This is a genomic window from Streptomyces sp. NPDC045701 (assembly GCF_056432045.1).
Genome location: NZ_JBWKJV010000046.1, coordinates 1 through 14,125 on the forward strand (window position 1 = coordinate 1; position 14,125 = coordinate 14,125).

13 protein-coding genes are annotated in these 14,125 nt (G+C 70.9%); 2 read left to right on the forward strand and 11 right to left on the reverse strand.

What is annotated here, in order from left to right:
• The first annotated feature begins 154 nt into the window (after positions 1-154).
• A complete protein-coding gene (locus AC07DW_RS28870; protein ID WP_478860615.1) occupies positions 155-289 on the forward strand; it encodes a hypothetical protein in 135 nt (44 codons plus the stop codon).
• Between the two features lie 139 nt (positions 290-428).
• Here AC07DW_RS28870 and AC07DW_RS28875 read toward each other — a convergent pair whose 3' ends face one another.
• From AC07DW_RS28875 to AC07DW_RS28910, 8 genes are read right to left on the reverse strand one after another with little or no spacing between them, the layout of a single operon-like run.
• Positions 429-1,022 (reverse strand): DUF4913 domain-containing protein, encoded by a 594-nt coding sequence (locus AC07DW_RS28875; protein WP_478860616.1) that lies wholly within the window; start codon positions 1,020-1,022, stop codon positions 429-431.
• Complete coding sequence (locus AC07DW_RS28880) at positions 1,012-2,751, reverse strand: type IV secretory system conjugative DNA transfer family protein (protein WP_478860617.1); 1,740 nt, start codon at positions 2,749-2,751, stop codon at positions 1,012-1,014. Before AC07DW_RS28880 ends, AC07DW_RS28875 begins: the two co-directional genes overlap by 11 nt.
• Complete coding sequence (locus AC07DW_RS28885) at positions 2,748-4,328, reverse strand: ATP-binding protein (protein ID WP_478860618.1); 1,581 nt, start codon at positions 4,326-4,328, stop codon at positions 2,748-2,750. Before AC07DW_RS28885 ends, AC07DW_RS28880 begins: the two co-directional genes overlap by 4 nt.
• 6 nt (positions 4,329-4,334) lie before the next feature.
• Positions 4,335-5,786 carry an SCO6880 family protein gene (locus AC07DW_RS28890; protein WP_478860619.1) on the reverse strand — a complete coding sequence of 484 codons (1,452 nt, stop codon included), beginning with the start codon at positions 5,784-5,786 and terminating at the stop codon, positions 4,335-4,337.
• Entirely contained in the window at positions 5,783-7,315 is a 1,533-nt protein-coding gene (locus AC07DW_RS28895) for a hypothetical protein (RefSeq protein ID WP_478860620.1), read from the reverse strand. The genes AC07DW_RS28890 and AC07DW_RS28895 overlap by 4 nt, the downstream gene beginning before the upstream one ends.
• On the reverse strand, positions 7,312-8,109 hold the full coding sequence (locus AC07DW_RS28900; RefSeq protein WP_478860621.1) for a DUF8175 domain-containg protein: 798 nt from the start codon (positions 8,107-8,109) through the stop codon (positions 7,312-7,314). The genes AC07DW_RS28895 and AC07DW_RS28900 overlap by 4 nt, the downstream gene beginning before the upstream one ends.
• Before the next feature lie 5 nt (positions 8,110-8,114).
• Positions 8,115-8,450: a hypothetical protein gene (locus AC07DW_RS28905; protein WP_344430756.1), complete on the reverse strand. Its 336-nt coding sequence runs from the start codon at positions 8,448-8,450 to the stop codon at positions 8,115-8,117.
• Between the two features lie 3 nt (positions 8,451-8,453).
• Positions 8,454-8,819 carry a hypothetical protein gene (locus AC07DW_RS28910; protein ID WP_478860622.1) on the reverse strand — a complete coding sequence of 122 codons (366 nt, stop codon included), beginning with the start codon at positions 8,817-8,819 and terminating at the stop codon, positions 8,454-8,456.
• A gap of 638 nt (positions 8,820-9,457) precedes the next feature.
• On the opposite strand from AC07DW_RS28910, the gene AC07DW_RS28915 reads away from it, so the two are divergent.
• Entirely contained in the window at positions 9,458-10,489 is a 1,032-nt protein-coding gene (locus AC07DW_RS28915) for a C40 family peptidase (RefSeq protein WP_478860623.1), read from the forward strand.
• Between the two features lie 206 nt (positions 10,490-10,695).
• Here the strand turns inward: AC07DW_RS28915 and AC07DW_RS28920 are convergent, their stop codons facing one another.
• Genes AC07DW_RS28920 through AC07DW_RS28930 form a run of 3 tightly spaced genes read right to left on the reverse strand, consistent with a single transcriptional unit; the run spans position 10,696 to position 14,054 of the window.
• Complete coding sequence (locus AC07DW_RS28920) at positions 10,696-11,835, reverse strand: hypothetical protein (protein ID WP_478860624.1); 1,140 nt, start codon at positions 11,833-11,835, stop codon at positions 10,696-10,698.
• A gap of 18 nt (positions 11,836-11,853) precedes the next feature.
• Positions 11,854-13,623: a relaxase/mobilization nuclease domain-containing protein gene (locus AC07DW_RS28925; protein ID WP_478860625.1), complete on the reverse strand. Its 1,770-nt coding sequence runs from the start codon at positions 13,621-13,623 to the stop codon at positions 11,854-11,856.
• Positions 13,620-14,054, reverse strand: a complete 435-nt coding sequence (locus tag AC07DW_RS28930) for a hypothetical protein (RefSeq protein ID WP_478860626.1) — start codon at positions 14,052-14,054, stop codon at positions 13,620-13,622. The genes AC07DW_RS28925 and AC07DW_RS28930 overlap by 4 nt, the downstream gene beginning before the upstream one ends.
• Between the last annotated feature and the right edge of the window lie 71 nt (positions 14,055-14,125).

The following is a 14,125-nucleotide window of genomic DNA, read 5'->3' on the forward strand; positions in this document are numbered from 1 at the left end:
CGCCCACATGCCAGCCACACCCGGCTCCCCTGGGTGTCCCGGTCTTACGAGTGACCCGAATCAACCCACGAAGAAAGGTATGGATCCACAAGCTCCCCACCGAGCGGGACATTCTCCGCAAGGCGGCGAAGTTGTCCCCACAGGAGATGACCTGGTGACCAACCGCTTCCAGTTCATCGGGGACCACCACCGCGCCTGGGGCGTGAAGCGGTGGTGTGCCGTGCTGGAGGCCGCCCGCTCCAGCTTCTGCAGGTGGCGGGTCGGCCGCCGGGCCCGCGCCCGCGCGTGAACAGGGCAGATGCCGCGCTCGCCGGGCGGATCAGGGCCGGCCGTCCACGCCGGGCGGGACGGCACCTGCGGCCGCCCTGACAGCAGGGTGATCCACGGTAGATCTGATGAGCGGCCCGTCGGCTCCTGACCCGCCACCCTCATGTGCCCTGGCGCCACGCGCTGGGGACGGTGCCGGGCATGCGGTGGCCGATCTGGTGCTCGCCTTTGGTGCAGCCGGCGAACGGGCCGCTGGAGGGCCGAAGTTCCCGCATGCAGGGGTCGAGGTGGTCGCGGTGCCACACGGAGGGGCCGGTGTAGCCGCAGGTGGCGGGGTCGGTGAGTTCCTGCCAGGCCAGCCATAGGGCGTGGAGGCGGGCGACGGCGACGGGGTGCTCGAACCACAGGTGGCACCACCGGCTGTCGGAGGTCGGTTCGCCGAGGTAGCCGGGGACGAGGACGCCTTCGGCCCACTCGATCAGGGCGCGCAGTTCGTCGTTGTACTGGGGTGGGTCGAGGAGCAGGATGAACGGCGGGAATTGCCACTCCTGCTCGTCCCCGCCGGCTTCGTTGCCGGCGTCGTCCTCTCTGGGTGTGGTGTCGTCGGTGAACGCCTCGTCCTGCTCGTTGCCGGGGTGTTCGGTGAGGGCTTTGACCTGGGCGGTCAGGGCGGCGACGTGGGCCTTGAGGTCTTCGAGGTCCTGGAACAGGCCGACGGGTACCCCGAAGTCGGGGACACCGGGGTCATCGGGCATCGCGGGCGGCCTTCCTCTGCTCGTACGCCGCGACGGCGCGCTTGGTGATGGCCTTCTCCTCGGCGGCCATCTGCGGGCCGATGTGGGCCATGGCCTTCTCCGCGTACCAGGGGCGCAGGCCGATCTGGGCGATAGGCATGCCGGTGGACATCAGCAGGGCGGTGCCCTTCTTCATGGCGCGGATGTCGGCGGGGTCGAGGATCTGCTCGCGCTGCTCGGAGACGCTGCGGGAGTAGCCCTCCTTGCTCGTGGAGTACGAGCCGCGTCCGACGTGGTGGGCGCCGACGAGGGTGGAGACGTCCTGGGCGAACTTGGCGTCGTCCAGGCCGACGCCGATGAGCTTCTTGGTGGCGGCGCCCCACATCGCGTCCATGCCGACCTCGCCCCACGCTTTCACGCCCTGGCGGTAGCTCTGGAGGATGACGAAGGGGGTGATGCCGCGCGAGCCGAGGTGGGAGTACAGGTCGGGCAGGTCGGAGATGCGGCAGATGTTTGCGGCCTCGTCGAGGACCGCGCGCATCGGCTCGGGCAGGCGGCCGCCGTGGCGTTCGCCTGCTTCGGCGCCGGCGGTGAACACCGCGTCCGCGCAGGCGGCGATGACGGCGGACATCGGGCCGCCCTTCTTGCTCAGCAGGTACAGGGTGTCGCGGCTGGTGGCGAACTGCTCGGGGTCGAAGCGGGGCCGGTGCTTGTCCGGGGTGACCCAGGCGAGGGTCTTCTCGTCGCGCAGCGCGGACATGGCGGTGCGCGCGTTCTGGAAGATCCCGGACTGGGTCTCTTCGGCGATGTTGACGGAGGAGTCGACTTGCTCGGCCAGCACCGGCTCGTGCTGGTAGAGCACCCGTAGGGGCGCCTTCTCCTTGGGGTCGGCGAGCCACTTCATGACGTCGCGGACGGTGCCGCCCTCCCACCACGCCGCGCGGAACAGGCCGACGAGCAGGTCACCGGCGGCCTGGGACCAGAACGGGTCGGCCTGCTCGCTGGTGATCTGGGTGACGAAGTGGCTGGCGAGCCGTTCGGCGCCCTCCAGGGTCTCGGCCTGGGCGATCATGTCCCACCACATCTCCCGCTCGGCCTGGGCCACGCCCTGCGTGTCCAGGACCCAGGTGTGGCCGGTACGGGCGCGGGAGGTGGTGGTCGCGGCGTAGACGTCGGCCTTGTTCGACGTCATCAGCAGGCTGGCCGGGGCTTCTTCGGCGACGGGGACGGCAAGGGACGTCGACTTGCCGGCGCGCGGCGCCATGATGGCGACGTAGGTGTCCTCATCGGAGCCGCGCAGCTCCACCCCCGAGGGCAGGTGGTCGCCGAGCAGGACGCCCCGGTCACGGGCCTCGATCTTTCTGGGGTCGGCGTCCCTCAGGGAGACGCGCAGCCGGGTCGCGGTACGGGCGGCGGGCTTGGGGGTCAGCTCGCGCACCTGGTGCAGGGTGGCCAGGTCGGAGGGGTTACGGAACCAGCGGAAGGCCACGCGCAGGCCCCACACGACCAGGGCGAGGACCGCGACGTCGAGCAGGGCGGCGCCGATGGCGGAGGCGGTCGGGGAGGCGCCCCAGACCGCGTTCCAGTCGCCGGCCATGCGGTAGATGGTCAGCGGGGAGGCCGGGGCCGCCTGTTCGCCGGTCACCAGCGCCCCGGCGGCCGCCCCGGCCCAGCTGGTCGCGGACAGGGTCACCGCCCCGCCGAACACGATGCCGCCGAAGGCCCAGGCGCGGTCGTTGTCCGTCATCATCGGCCGGCCCTCCCCGTGGTGGTCCGGCGCCGGTTGTGGTCGGTGGCGTACAGCCGCTGCTCGGTGGGGGTGAGTTCAAGCGCGGCCGCGATGCCCGGCCGGGTGCCGATCTTGATCAGGTACTTGCCGCGGCCGGGGTGGCGCACGGACTCCTCCTCCACCGGGGCGCCGCCGTCATAGCTGGGGGCGATGTCGAGTCCGGTGGACGTCGCCGACGCCCAGGAGCTGACCATCATGACCTCCTGCTCGGTCAGCATCCGCTTGCCGGTCACCCGCCCGAGTTCCTCCTCGGTGCTGGCGCCCAGCACCCAGGTGTCGCAGCGGTCCATCAGGCCGCGGGCCTTGGCCCGGTCCGTCTCGGTGGGCAGGGCCTCCACGTCCAGGAGGCTGTGGGTGACGTAGATCGTGACGTCGTCGGTGGTGCGGTTCAGGCGGGAGATCGCGTCCATGGCGTCGACCAGACCCGGCCCGGAGCGCAGGGCCCGCCACATCTCGTCCATGGGCAGCACCAGCTTGCGGTCCATCAGCCCGATGCTGCGGGCGGAGTCGATGGAGCTGTAGGTGTAGGCCCAGGTCGCGATCATCCCCGCACTGACGACGTCGTTGCCGCGGGCGCGCAGGGCGGAGATGTCCACCGAGACGGCGGGCGCGTGGATGTCCAGCGGCGTGGTGGTGGGCCCGTCGAACAGGCCCTTGAGGGGGCCGCTCATCAGGTTGTCGAGTCCGGCGATGACCGACCGGGTCAGGTCCTGGTAGCGGGCTCCCTCGGCGGCAAGCTTGACCCGCAGGTCTTGCGGCGCGGCGCGCAGGACGTCGACGACATCGCTGATGACGGGGTCGCTGCCGGCGTCCTGGGCGGCGGAGGCGAGCAGGACGGCGGTGTTCAGCGCGCTGCGCTCGATCTCGTCCGGGGTGCGGCCCAGACCGTGCTTGGTGGACAGCAGCGCCACCAGCGTCTCCAAGCGCCGGCCGTTGAGGACGTCGAGCAGCGCGTCGCGGCGGTCGGCGGGCAGCGTCTTCACCCGGCCCTTCAGCGGCCCGGAATCCAGCGGGTTGATGCGGCCGACGCCATCGCCGATGCGGACCACGGCGCCGCCCAGCTCGCTGATCAGCTCGCTGTACTCGCCCTTGACATCTCCCGGCACCACGCACATGTGCCCGTAGGCGCAGTACACCAGGCACACCCGTTTGACCAGCGCGCTCTTGCCCGCGCCGGGCTGCGACATCACCCACACACCAGGGTTGGTGGTCAGCTTGCCGGTCCAGCCGGAGGGGTCTATGCACACCAGCTCGCCGGTCAGCACATCCCGGCCGACCGGCACACCGCGCGGCGGCAGCCCGGAGCCGAGCAGGAAGGGGTAGATGCCGCCGGCCTGGGAGGTGGGGCCGGTGTAGACGGTGCCGGAGTCCTCCACCGGGGCGCGGCCGCCGAAGCGGCCGCCCCACCCAAGGCGCGGGGCGAAGCGGGAGCGCAGCTTCTTCTGCGCGCGGCGCTCCTCGCGGGTGGGGGCCTGCTCGACCGCCCGGATCACGCGCCGGGGCGTGGTGACCTCCGGCGCCTTGGCCTTACGTGCCATACCTCGTCAGTCCTTCACCAGGGGGCTGTAGCCCAGCGGCAGCCCGCTCGCGAACACCGCAGCCTGCGCCCCGTACGCCGGGCGCATGCGGATACCGCGCGTGGCCTTCACCGCACGCTCCAGCTCCTGGCGGGCGGCGGGCAGGTCAGCGGTGCGGCGGGCTGTCACGGTCACCATGAGCGTCCAGTCGACGACTTGCGAGCCGCCGGCCATCTGGGCCGCGGCCTGCTCCGCCCGCTGCACGTCGGCCTTCTGCGTCCACTTCGCACGCCCCTTGACCTCGGCGGTCGCGCGGGCCGTGTGGTGGGCGTGGCTGATCTCCCGCTCCAGCACCGCCTCGCCCTCGATGGGATCGAGCACCCGGTAGGCCAGGGTGATACGCCGCTGGAAGCGGCCCGGCGCCAGCAGCGGCAGCAGCACGCTGTAGGCGATCGGGCGCCGCGGCATCTCCCGCAGGACGTAGGAGACGGAGATACCGCCGTCGTGCGCGTACTCCTCCCACCCGTCATCGGCGGCCTGCGGCCCGCACTCCGCCCACGACAGCTCCTCGAACTCACGGTCGCGGGCGTTGAAGACGTCCGGGTCGTAGGCGGACCGCACCAGGCGGCGCAGGTCGATGTCGGTGGCGCGCCGCTCGATGTCGGTGCCGGTGCCCGACAGGTCGACCGAGTCGGCCACCTTCAGCGCCTCGGCGACCTGCTCGGCCAGGTCGGTCGCCGGGGTCGCCGACGCGCTGGGGTCGACCGTGACCGACATCCACGGCGCGACGCTGGCGGTGGCGTGCGGCGTGGTGCGCACCAGCTCGCCGAGGACCTTCTTCGCCAGCTGCGGCGCGGCGGGGTCCTGACGCGCTTTCACGTCATCGCCCAGGGCCTCCCCGGCGCCGGGGGTGATCTGGATGGTCACCGACGCGCCCTTGATCTGCTCATCCGTGCTCATCGCATCCAGCACGGACGACCAGGTGCGCAGACTGCTCTGCACGGCGCCGGTCGGGGCCATCAGGCTGCCGCCGGGGGCCAGCAGCGTGGTGATGGTCATCCGCCCCGTCGCCCGGTCCTGCACGACACCGACCGGCTTGCCGGTAGTCGGGTCGTGCGCCCGGATCAGGGTGGAGGAAGCGCCCACACCCGGAAGGTCCAGCGCGTAAGGATGCGGCAGCAGCAGCCGCCGGTAGGACGTCGCCTCGGCCCGGGCCGCCCGCCGCCAGGCGAGCTTGGCCCAGTAGTAGACGAGCGCGGACATCCCGTGGCGCCGGGCGGCGGCCAGGACCACCACCGCGCCGGTCACCGGCAGGGAGACCAGCAGCGTCGCCGGCGCGTGCGTAGCGATCAGCCCGTCGGCCGTCAGCACCACGGCCGCGATGATCGTCGAGCCCTTGGACAGACCACCGAACCCGAAGGACTTCCGGACCCGGAACCCGTCCACCATCAAGGTCCTGGGCACCTCGTGCGTACTCACTGCTCGATCCCCTCCTTCCCCATCTGCCCGCTCGCGCCCTGCACCACGTCGTTGACCCCGTCGAGCACGACGATGGCGCCGCCCACCGCAGTGGTCGCCGTCCCGGAAGTCGTCGCGGTTCCCGACGACGGGGCCTTCGGCGTCCCGGCCGTGCCTTCCCCGCCGGACGTCGTCGCGGTCCCGGCCGTATCGGCCGTGCCCTCCCCGCCTTCGCCACCGCCCTCGGCGCTCTGGCCGGTCCGCTGCCCCGGTACCCCGGCGCTGGTGCGGCCCGCGTGAGCCGATGCGTCCTGGCCCTGCGGCAACCCTCCGCCCCCGGACGGAGGCGGGTCGTCGGGCGGGGGGTTCTGGCTCATCGTCTGCGCGACGTACTGGGCGTGGCTGACCGCACTGGTCGGCGGTGCGCCCTCGCCGCCGTCGCCCTTCGCCTTCTTCGCGCCGAGGTAGGAGGCGGCCGCGGACAGCGCGCTGCCCATGCCGCCGGAGGCCAGAGCGCTCCCCGCGGCCGCGCCGAACGGCGCGAAAATCTTGGTCAGGGGGCCGGGCGCGAGGATGCCGAGGACCAAGGTGGCCAGGCCGCGCAGCCACTCGGCCAGCGTCTGGGCCTTGCCGAACTCGCTGAAGCCTGTGCAGATGATGATCGCGAGGATCGGCTTGTACGCCACGATCACCAGCCCGGCCGTGATCAGCTTGGGCGCCCACTGGCGGGTGACGTCCCCGCCCGTGCGCCCGCCGCCGGCCACCGGCAGCAGCAGGCAGATGATCGGGATGGCGCTCTGCCGAAGGAAGACCATGACCAGCTGGATGAACCCGACCAGCAGCAGCGCCACGACGACACCCGCCACCATGACCGGGTTGGAGATCGCTGCGGGCATCATCACCCCGACGACCCTGTCGACGGCGGTGTCGTCGTTCTGGAACGTCGCTTCGACCAGACCGGTGGTGAGGGTGTCTCCGGCGGCCAGCAGCAGCGCGAACAGCGCCACGCCGACGGCAGACAGGATGAGGTTCTCCACCCAGCCAAGTGCCGCCCGGCCGGCGTGCTTGGCCTGGCCGGTGATCGCCATTTTCGCCAGCTGCCACATCACCCCGAACGCGGCGATGACCAGCCCAAGCCACATCAGCATGCCCGCCAGGGTGGCGTTCTTCCCGAACAGGCCGGTGGCCGACAGGTCAACCGACGGGCCTGCAAGCGCGACGGTCAGGACCTTCTCGATGACCCACTTCACCACGTCCATTCCGGCCTCGATGACGTCGCCCAGGACGCTGTCCCACACCCCCTTCCACGCCTCGCTGACGGCTTCCGCGCCCTTGTCGCCGACCTTGTCGCAGAGGCTCTGGCCACCGTCGTCGAAGAAGCCGCTGAGACCGTCGATGACCTGACCGACCGGACCGCCGGCGACGTGGCACACCACCTGAAGGCCGTCGGCTATCGGCCCGTCGGCGGCGGCCGCGGGCTGCGGCGCCACGACAGTCAGCCCGAGCGCCGCGACCATGGCGAACAGCAGGGCTGCCAGCCGATGTCTCACGATGCCTCCCGGATGGCCGTCCAGGCGGCGTCGTTGAAGGCTGCGTCGCCAGGTGCGGCCATCTCCGGCTTGGCCTTGCCCTGCGTCGCCTGGCGAGCGTTGCGGATCGCGGCGCCGGTCATCTTCCAGTCGCCGTCCTGCCACTGCGCACCGGCCAGCGTGCGGGTGAAGGAACTCGACTCGCTGAGCAACTCGCCGTTCTTTTGGGTGACGCGGGCCAGCACCCACACACTGACCTCGTCGGGTGAGGCTTTGATGATCTTGTAGCCGATCACGTAACTGCGCACGTATGCGCCGGACGGCAGCGGCTCGCCCGGCAGCACGCCCGCCTTCTTCCGCAGCGTCCTGTCCGTCTTCTCGGCGTTCCGTTCGATCTGCTCGGCGTTGCTGGCGGACTGATCGACCTTGCCTACGTACGAGCGGTAGATCCGCAGCTGCTCGTCGACGTTGGAGCGGTCGCCCTCGATCACCGTGGTGTTGGCGGCCTTCAGCATCGCCACCGCGCCTTCCACGGTGTGCGGGAAGCCGACCTCGCTGCCGCCTGCGTCGGTGCGCTGCCCTCGCGGCAGCGCCGCCCACCGCTCCGGCTCGGTCCAGTCGCTGGGGGCGGCGTAGGAAGGCGGGGGCCCGGCAGGGCTGGAGACGCTGCTGCCAGTGCCGCCCTTGGCCGGGGTGCTGGAAGCGCTGTCGTCGCCGCTGAACATCAGGTAGCCCGTCAGCGTCGCCACGGCCGCGGCCGCAGCACCCGCGACCCAGACGCTGGGGGTGCTCCACGATCCCCTGGTGCGTGCCATGTTGATCAGCCCGCGATTCCGTTGAGGATGGCGATCAGCGACCCGGACAGCAGGATCGCGGCGATGCCGCCGCCCATCCACTTGAACGGCTCGCTGCCCCCGCCGTTGCGGCTCTTGTCCGACACGGCGAGCTTGTAGACACCGAACGCGGTGCCGCCCACACCGGCGAGGATCAGCAGCCACAGGCCGTAGCCGAAGATCTCCGCGACCGGCCCGTCCATGCCCGGGATCTTGGTCGGCGTCGCGGGCGGGATGAGACCTCCGCCACCGTCCTTCGGGGCCGGGTCCCCCGGAGCCGCCAGGTACCCGCCGGCCAGCGCGTAGACCTTGTCCATGACCATTGATCAGTTCCCTTCCATCGTGCGGCGCAGCTTCTCGGCCGCGGCCATGACGTCCTTGTGCTGCAGGGCCTCGTCGGGGCCCTTCACGGCCCGCAGGACCGGCAGGTACGGCACCTTCGCGACGCCCGCGAGACGCCCCTCCAGGGCGCGCACCAGGTAGCGCGCGTCGGCCACCGGCCGGGTCGGGGCGTCGGCGACGAGGACCAGCCAGGGCTTCGGCAGCGGGCCCCAGCGGCGCAGCATCTCCTCCACGCACGTCGCGCCGTACACGGTCGTCTCCGCCAGCAGCACCGGCTGGGAGCCGTAGGGGATGTGCTCGCCCGGGGCCAGGACGCGGGCGAGCGAGCCGCCGGCGCCCGCGTCCAGCATGTGAGCAACCGTCCCCACTGCAATGCCGTACCCGTGAACCGGGATCAGCACGAAGCGCGGCCCCAGCGTCGCGCCACCCCCCGGGGCTGATGTCACCGCATGGGTAAACACGACCACACCCCCTTAACTTCCACATTCAACTAAAGGTTCAGTCAGTTGAGAGGGAGAGGTTAGCGCGCTGAACCGACAATCCGGATCCGCAATTTCCGCGCTCACCAGGCCGCACGGCCCGCCGCACCGCATCACGCAGGCACAGGCCGGGCAGGGAGGAATCCGAGGAGCACCGTAAAGGGTCGCTATCGGGCATTCCGGTACGCGAAAACATTCCACCTGACCGGTATTCAATTCTTCGGTCGGACGCACGTCACACCTTCGTCACACAAGCCTCCCACCAGGCAGGGTGTAGAAGACAGCAGCGGGAAGACAGCGACGGGTGAACAGTTCCCCGGGCGCCAGTCAGGTTTCCGCATGGGTGGTTGAGCACGGGGCGGCGTCCCTCGCGCTCTGGAATGTCGGCGCGAGCACCTAGCATCTCGTGATTCAGTACGGCACAAAACCGCCGCACGATCGACAACGCAGAAGGCCATCACCCGGGGGGGACTTACGTGAAGGTGCTCATTCGAGCTGCCATCGCACTCGTGGCCATCGCCGTCGTGATGGTCCTCGGCCTGGTGGCGCTCGTCGTCGTCGACGCCGACGCCGAGGCCACCGAGATAGCCGACGGCGGCCACGGCCTCCAGGGCGTGCCCGCGGAGTTCCGGGCCTGGATCCTCCAGGCCGACGGCGAATGCAAACAACCTGCCATGGCCCCGGCGCTGCTGGCCGCCCAGCTCTACCAGGAGTCCCGGTTCGCAACCAGCCCGAGCAAGGCAACCAGCCCGGCCGGCGCGCAGGGACCCGCGCAGTTCATGCCCGGCACCTGGGCGACCTGGAGGCGGGACGCCGACGGCAACGGCCTCAGCTCCCCCTGGGACATCGGCGACGCCGTCATGGCCCAGGGCCGCATGATGTGCTCGCTGCTCCAGCAGGCCCAAACCTCAGGCTACGGGGGAGACGTACGCGCCCTGGCCCTCGCCGGGTACAACGCAGGCTGGGGCGCCGTCGAGCGCTACCGCGGCGTGCCACCGAAGTCCTTCGCACGCGGCGAGACCTACAACTACGTGCAGATCATCCTCTCCACCATGAACCGCTTCCAGGGCCCCGGCCAGCTCCAGGTCGCAGGATCCGGCGCCGGCGCGAACGCCCTGCGCAAGGCCGCCACCCGCCTCGGCACCCCCTACTCCTGGGGCGGCGGCGGCCCCGGCGGCCCGTCGACCGGCTTCTGCGACGGCGTCAACGGCTACCTGGGCGGCAAATGCTCCGCCTCCGTCACCAGCGGCTTCGACTGCTCCTCCCTCGTCCAGTACGCCTACTGGGACATCACACAGCTCCCCCGCGTCGCCGCCGCCCAGTACGGCGCCACCAGCAACCGTCCGATCTCCCGCAGCCAGCTCCAGCCGGGCGACCTGCTGTTCTGGTCCCACGGCGGCCAAAGCGGCATCTACCACGTCGCCCTGTACGCCGGAAACGGCAACGTCCTGCACGCCCCGGGCACCGGCAAGAACGTACGCGTCGAACCCATCACCAGCGCCATGCCGGGCAATGACTACCTCGGCGCCACCCGCCCCTGAGCTGCCCCGGCTTCACACAGCTTCCATCAGCACCCCGACCAGGCCTATGCCCTGGACGGTCCTCCCGGCACGCAGCACTGCCCCCTTCAACGGCGAACGACCGGGCCGAGTATGGCAGCCAGCGGAGAGGGGCGCGGAAGCCCGAGAGTACGCGTGCGCCGCAGACCCGTCCAGCACGGTCTGCGGCACACGACCGTCGGGCAGAGCTACCGAGTCTTGCCCTGATTTGCTGCGGGCCCAGCAACGCGGTGCGCGGCCACCGCCGGTTCGGCAAGCACCGCGCCCTTGGCCGCCTGCGCCTTAGTAGGGCCCACAGTCGACGACTGCGAGCGCGCGGCCGCCGCACTGACCGTCGGCCGCATCAGGGAAGGAGCCTCACCCGCCGGGTGGGTCAGGACGCTGAGCGCCGCCTGGACAAGCCGATCGCTCTGCGAGCCGGTCCCCTGCTGCCAGGAAGCGTCCTTCATCAGCCCGGCGAGATGCTCCGCAACCGGCCGCCCATCCCGCTCCATCTTGGCCATCCTCGCAGCGAGCAAAGGCCACTGCTTGGTGGCGACCATCAGGTCGGCCTCGCGCTCCCGGCCCGGCATCGCGGCCCGCACCATCCGCACGAACCGCTCATTCTCCTGCGGTCCGATCGCCAGCTGCCGCAGCGCCCTCTGCCGGTCGTCCGGGGCAAAGTCCCTCGGAACATCGAGGCCCTGTGTCAGCGGACCGTACGAGAGCATCGCGCCCTGGCTCGTCGTGGGCGCCTCCCCAGCCCCGAGGACCTTCGCGACGGCCTGATCGACGCCGAGGCCTTCGTCGTGGGCGGAGGCAAGGATCTGCCGCACATCGACGCCTCGCTCGTCCAGCCGCGCCATCGTCGCCGCGATGTCGGGCCACGTCGGCGAGGACAGGATGGCCTCACGGACCGGGCCTGCGGGCAGAGTCTCGCGGAGCATCCGCTCCCACTCCCCCGTCCCTTCCCTCTCCACCCGAACCTCGTTCGCGGCCACCTGGTCCCCCACCGTCACCGCGATCTCACCGACCCGGGGCAGCAGCTGCTCCAGGTCCACCCCAGCCTTCTTCAACGCCATGAGCTGCTGCGCCATCTGCGGCCAGTCCGCGCCGGCCATCAGGGCCACGGAGATGTCCGGCGGCAGCAGGTCCTTCAGCTCTGCCTTCGCGGCCTCCTTCGCCTGCTCGGCGGGCGGCAGCTCCTCCTCCACGCCCTTCTTCTGCCGCTGCTGGTGCCGCCGGACGGCATCGGCGATGGCCATGACCAGCCGCACCGACAAGACGGCCGTCTGCACCGCCTCTCCGGCGGCCTCGGCGAACGGATCGCCCAAATCGGGTGTCGTCATCTGCTCCGTCTCCCCTCATCACCGGGCCCGCCCCGGGCCCTCGTGCTGCTCGTCGCCGGGCGGCCGTCGCCGCGACGCGGGCGCCGCAGCCTTACCACCGAGTGCGGCGCTTCTCCCCGCGCTACCCCCGACACTCAACGACGCGCTCGTGCTGGCCGCGTCCGCAGGCTTGCTACGCTGCTTGGCCCATCCGTCCAGCCGCCATACAAGCACTTCTGCGATGGACTCCGCTGAGGACAATTTCCGTCGACTCGCAACCGTTGCCAGCACATCGGCAGGATCGTCGCCCGACCGCTCGACCTCCACCAGCCGCGTCCTCAACGCCGGCCACGCCGGATCCGCCAACACGACACGGGCGTGCTCAGCAAGAGCCTCCTGCACCCCGCCCGCCATCGGGTGCTCCCCCGCCACGGCCGCCCTCCGCTGCCCGGCAGCAGGACGCGCGAGCGGCCGCCTGGACCGCGGACGGTAGTCACGCGCCGCGTTCGCGCCGACGGTGACCTCAACCGCCTCCCGCAACAGCCGACCGGCTCGCCCGGCCGCCTCCGCCTGCGCCCGGTGCTCTTGCGCATCGTGCCATCGGCGGGACGCCTCAACGGCCTGCACCAGAGCGAGCAGAAAGCCCAATGTCGCGGTCGTGCTGCTGCGGCCGACGGCGGCTGCCGAGTGCGACAGCAACTGGCTCGACTCGCGGTACAGCCTCCGCGCCTGGCTTTCCAAAGCACGGCAACCGGGAGCTCGTGATGCCCTCTCGAACTCGGCGGAGGCCTGTCTGATCTGATCGCGCACCAGGCGGGGGGAGACGATGGCAGCGATGACGATCAGGTCTCCGAGGGCGGCCACTTCCCCCGCGCCCTGGTGCAGCCCGTCGGCCCCGAGTTGCCCGGCGGCCTGACGAACCTTGTCCTCGGCGGTCCGCCACATCTCCGTCGGCGCAGAGCGCGGCGCCGGGACGGGCGTGCTCCATCTCTCGCGTACCCGAGGCAGGGACAGGTCCGGCGCGAGCCGAGCTCCGGAAAACCAGATGGGACTCTGCTCCGGGGTCCGGTCGCCCGGCATCGCCACCGAGTAGCCGGTGAGGTTCCCGTCCGGTGCAATGCGCTGCTTCACCCGCACCCCCGAGGCGGCGAGCCGTGCGAAGAAGTCAGCGTCGCTCGTCGCCGCGGCCGCTGCCTCGCGCACCGTCCGCTGGAGGGTCACCCGTGGTGCCTCACTCAGGCCACGGCGCTCAGCCTTCTCCAGCTCGCCGGACTTCCTCCAGCGGGACGCGGTCTTGTCCCCGTTCTTCAGACGGCGCAGTCCGAGCTGCTCCTCGAAGACCCGGGCGGCGGCTTGCATCTTGAGGATGTCGCCGCGCAGGTTCGGCTGCCGTCCGTCCTCGCGGGCCTTCGTCGCCACGAGGTGGATGTGGTCGTCGGCGTGCCGTACAGCCACCCACCGGCATCCCTCATCGTCGCCATGCTCAGCGATCCCGGAGGCGTGCACCATCTCGCGCGCGACCTCGGCCCACTCCTCGTCGCTGAGGATCCGATCTTCCTCGGCGTTGCGGACCGCCACGTGGTAGACGTGCAGATTCGGCTTCTTCCCTCGCATCGCGAACACGGGCGCGTACAGGAGCAGAGCGAGATCCGAGATCGACATGTCGGGCGAACGTGCTGGATCGTCGACGTACGGGTCCCACGCGGCAACCATGTGCGGGTTCGTGTGCTCGTCCCGGCGGCCGGGACCGTACAGGTAGGCCAGCAGTCCATAGGTGTCGTTTCCCTCGTCCAGCTTCGACGGAATCACCCTCGTTCTTTCCTCTCGCGCATCAGCTGGAGCGTGGCCTCGTCCAAGCGCCGGATGGCGGTCACCAGCGCCCGGTGCACGGCGGCCATCTGGGGGTCGTCCACCTCGCCGTCCGATTTCAGGGCCTTGGCGATCTGGTTGTAGTTCACTGCGACTCTCTTGAGCTGCTTGCGAGCCTCGATCAGTTCTGCGACGACGGCCTTGGCGTTGACGGGCGTCGGGACGACGATCTCCTCTGCGACGTCCAGGGAGACGCGTCCGATCCAGGACGCTGTCGCTTGACGATCGCGCTCGGCGGCCGCCTTCACGATCGCGTGCTCGTCGTCGTTGTACGAGACCTTGATGCGTGTCTCGCGAGCGCCGCCGGCCTCGCGCTCGCGCCGCCGCGTAGCGGGACGCGCACGTGTCTCATCCGCTGCTTGCTCTGCCACGACCGCCCGCTCCCGGAGGGTTGCCGGGTCCGTGATCGGACCCGTGATCACCGGCCGCCAACACTACTGGA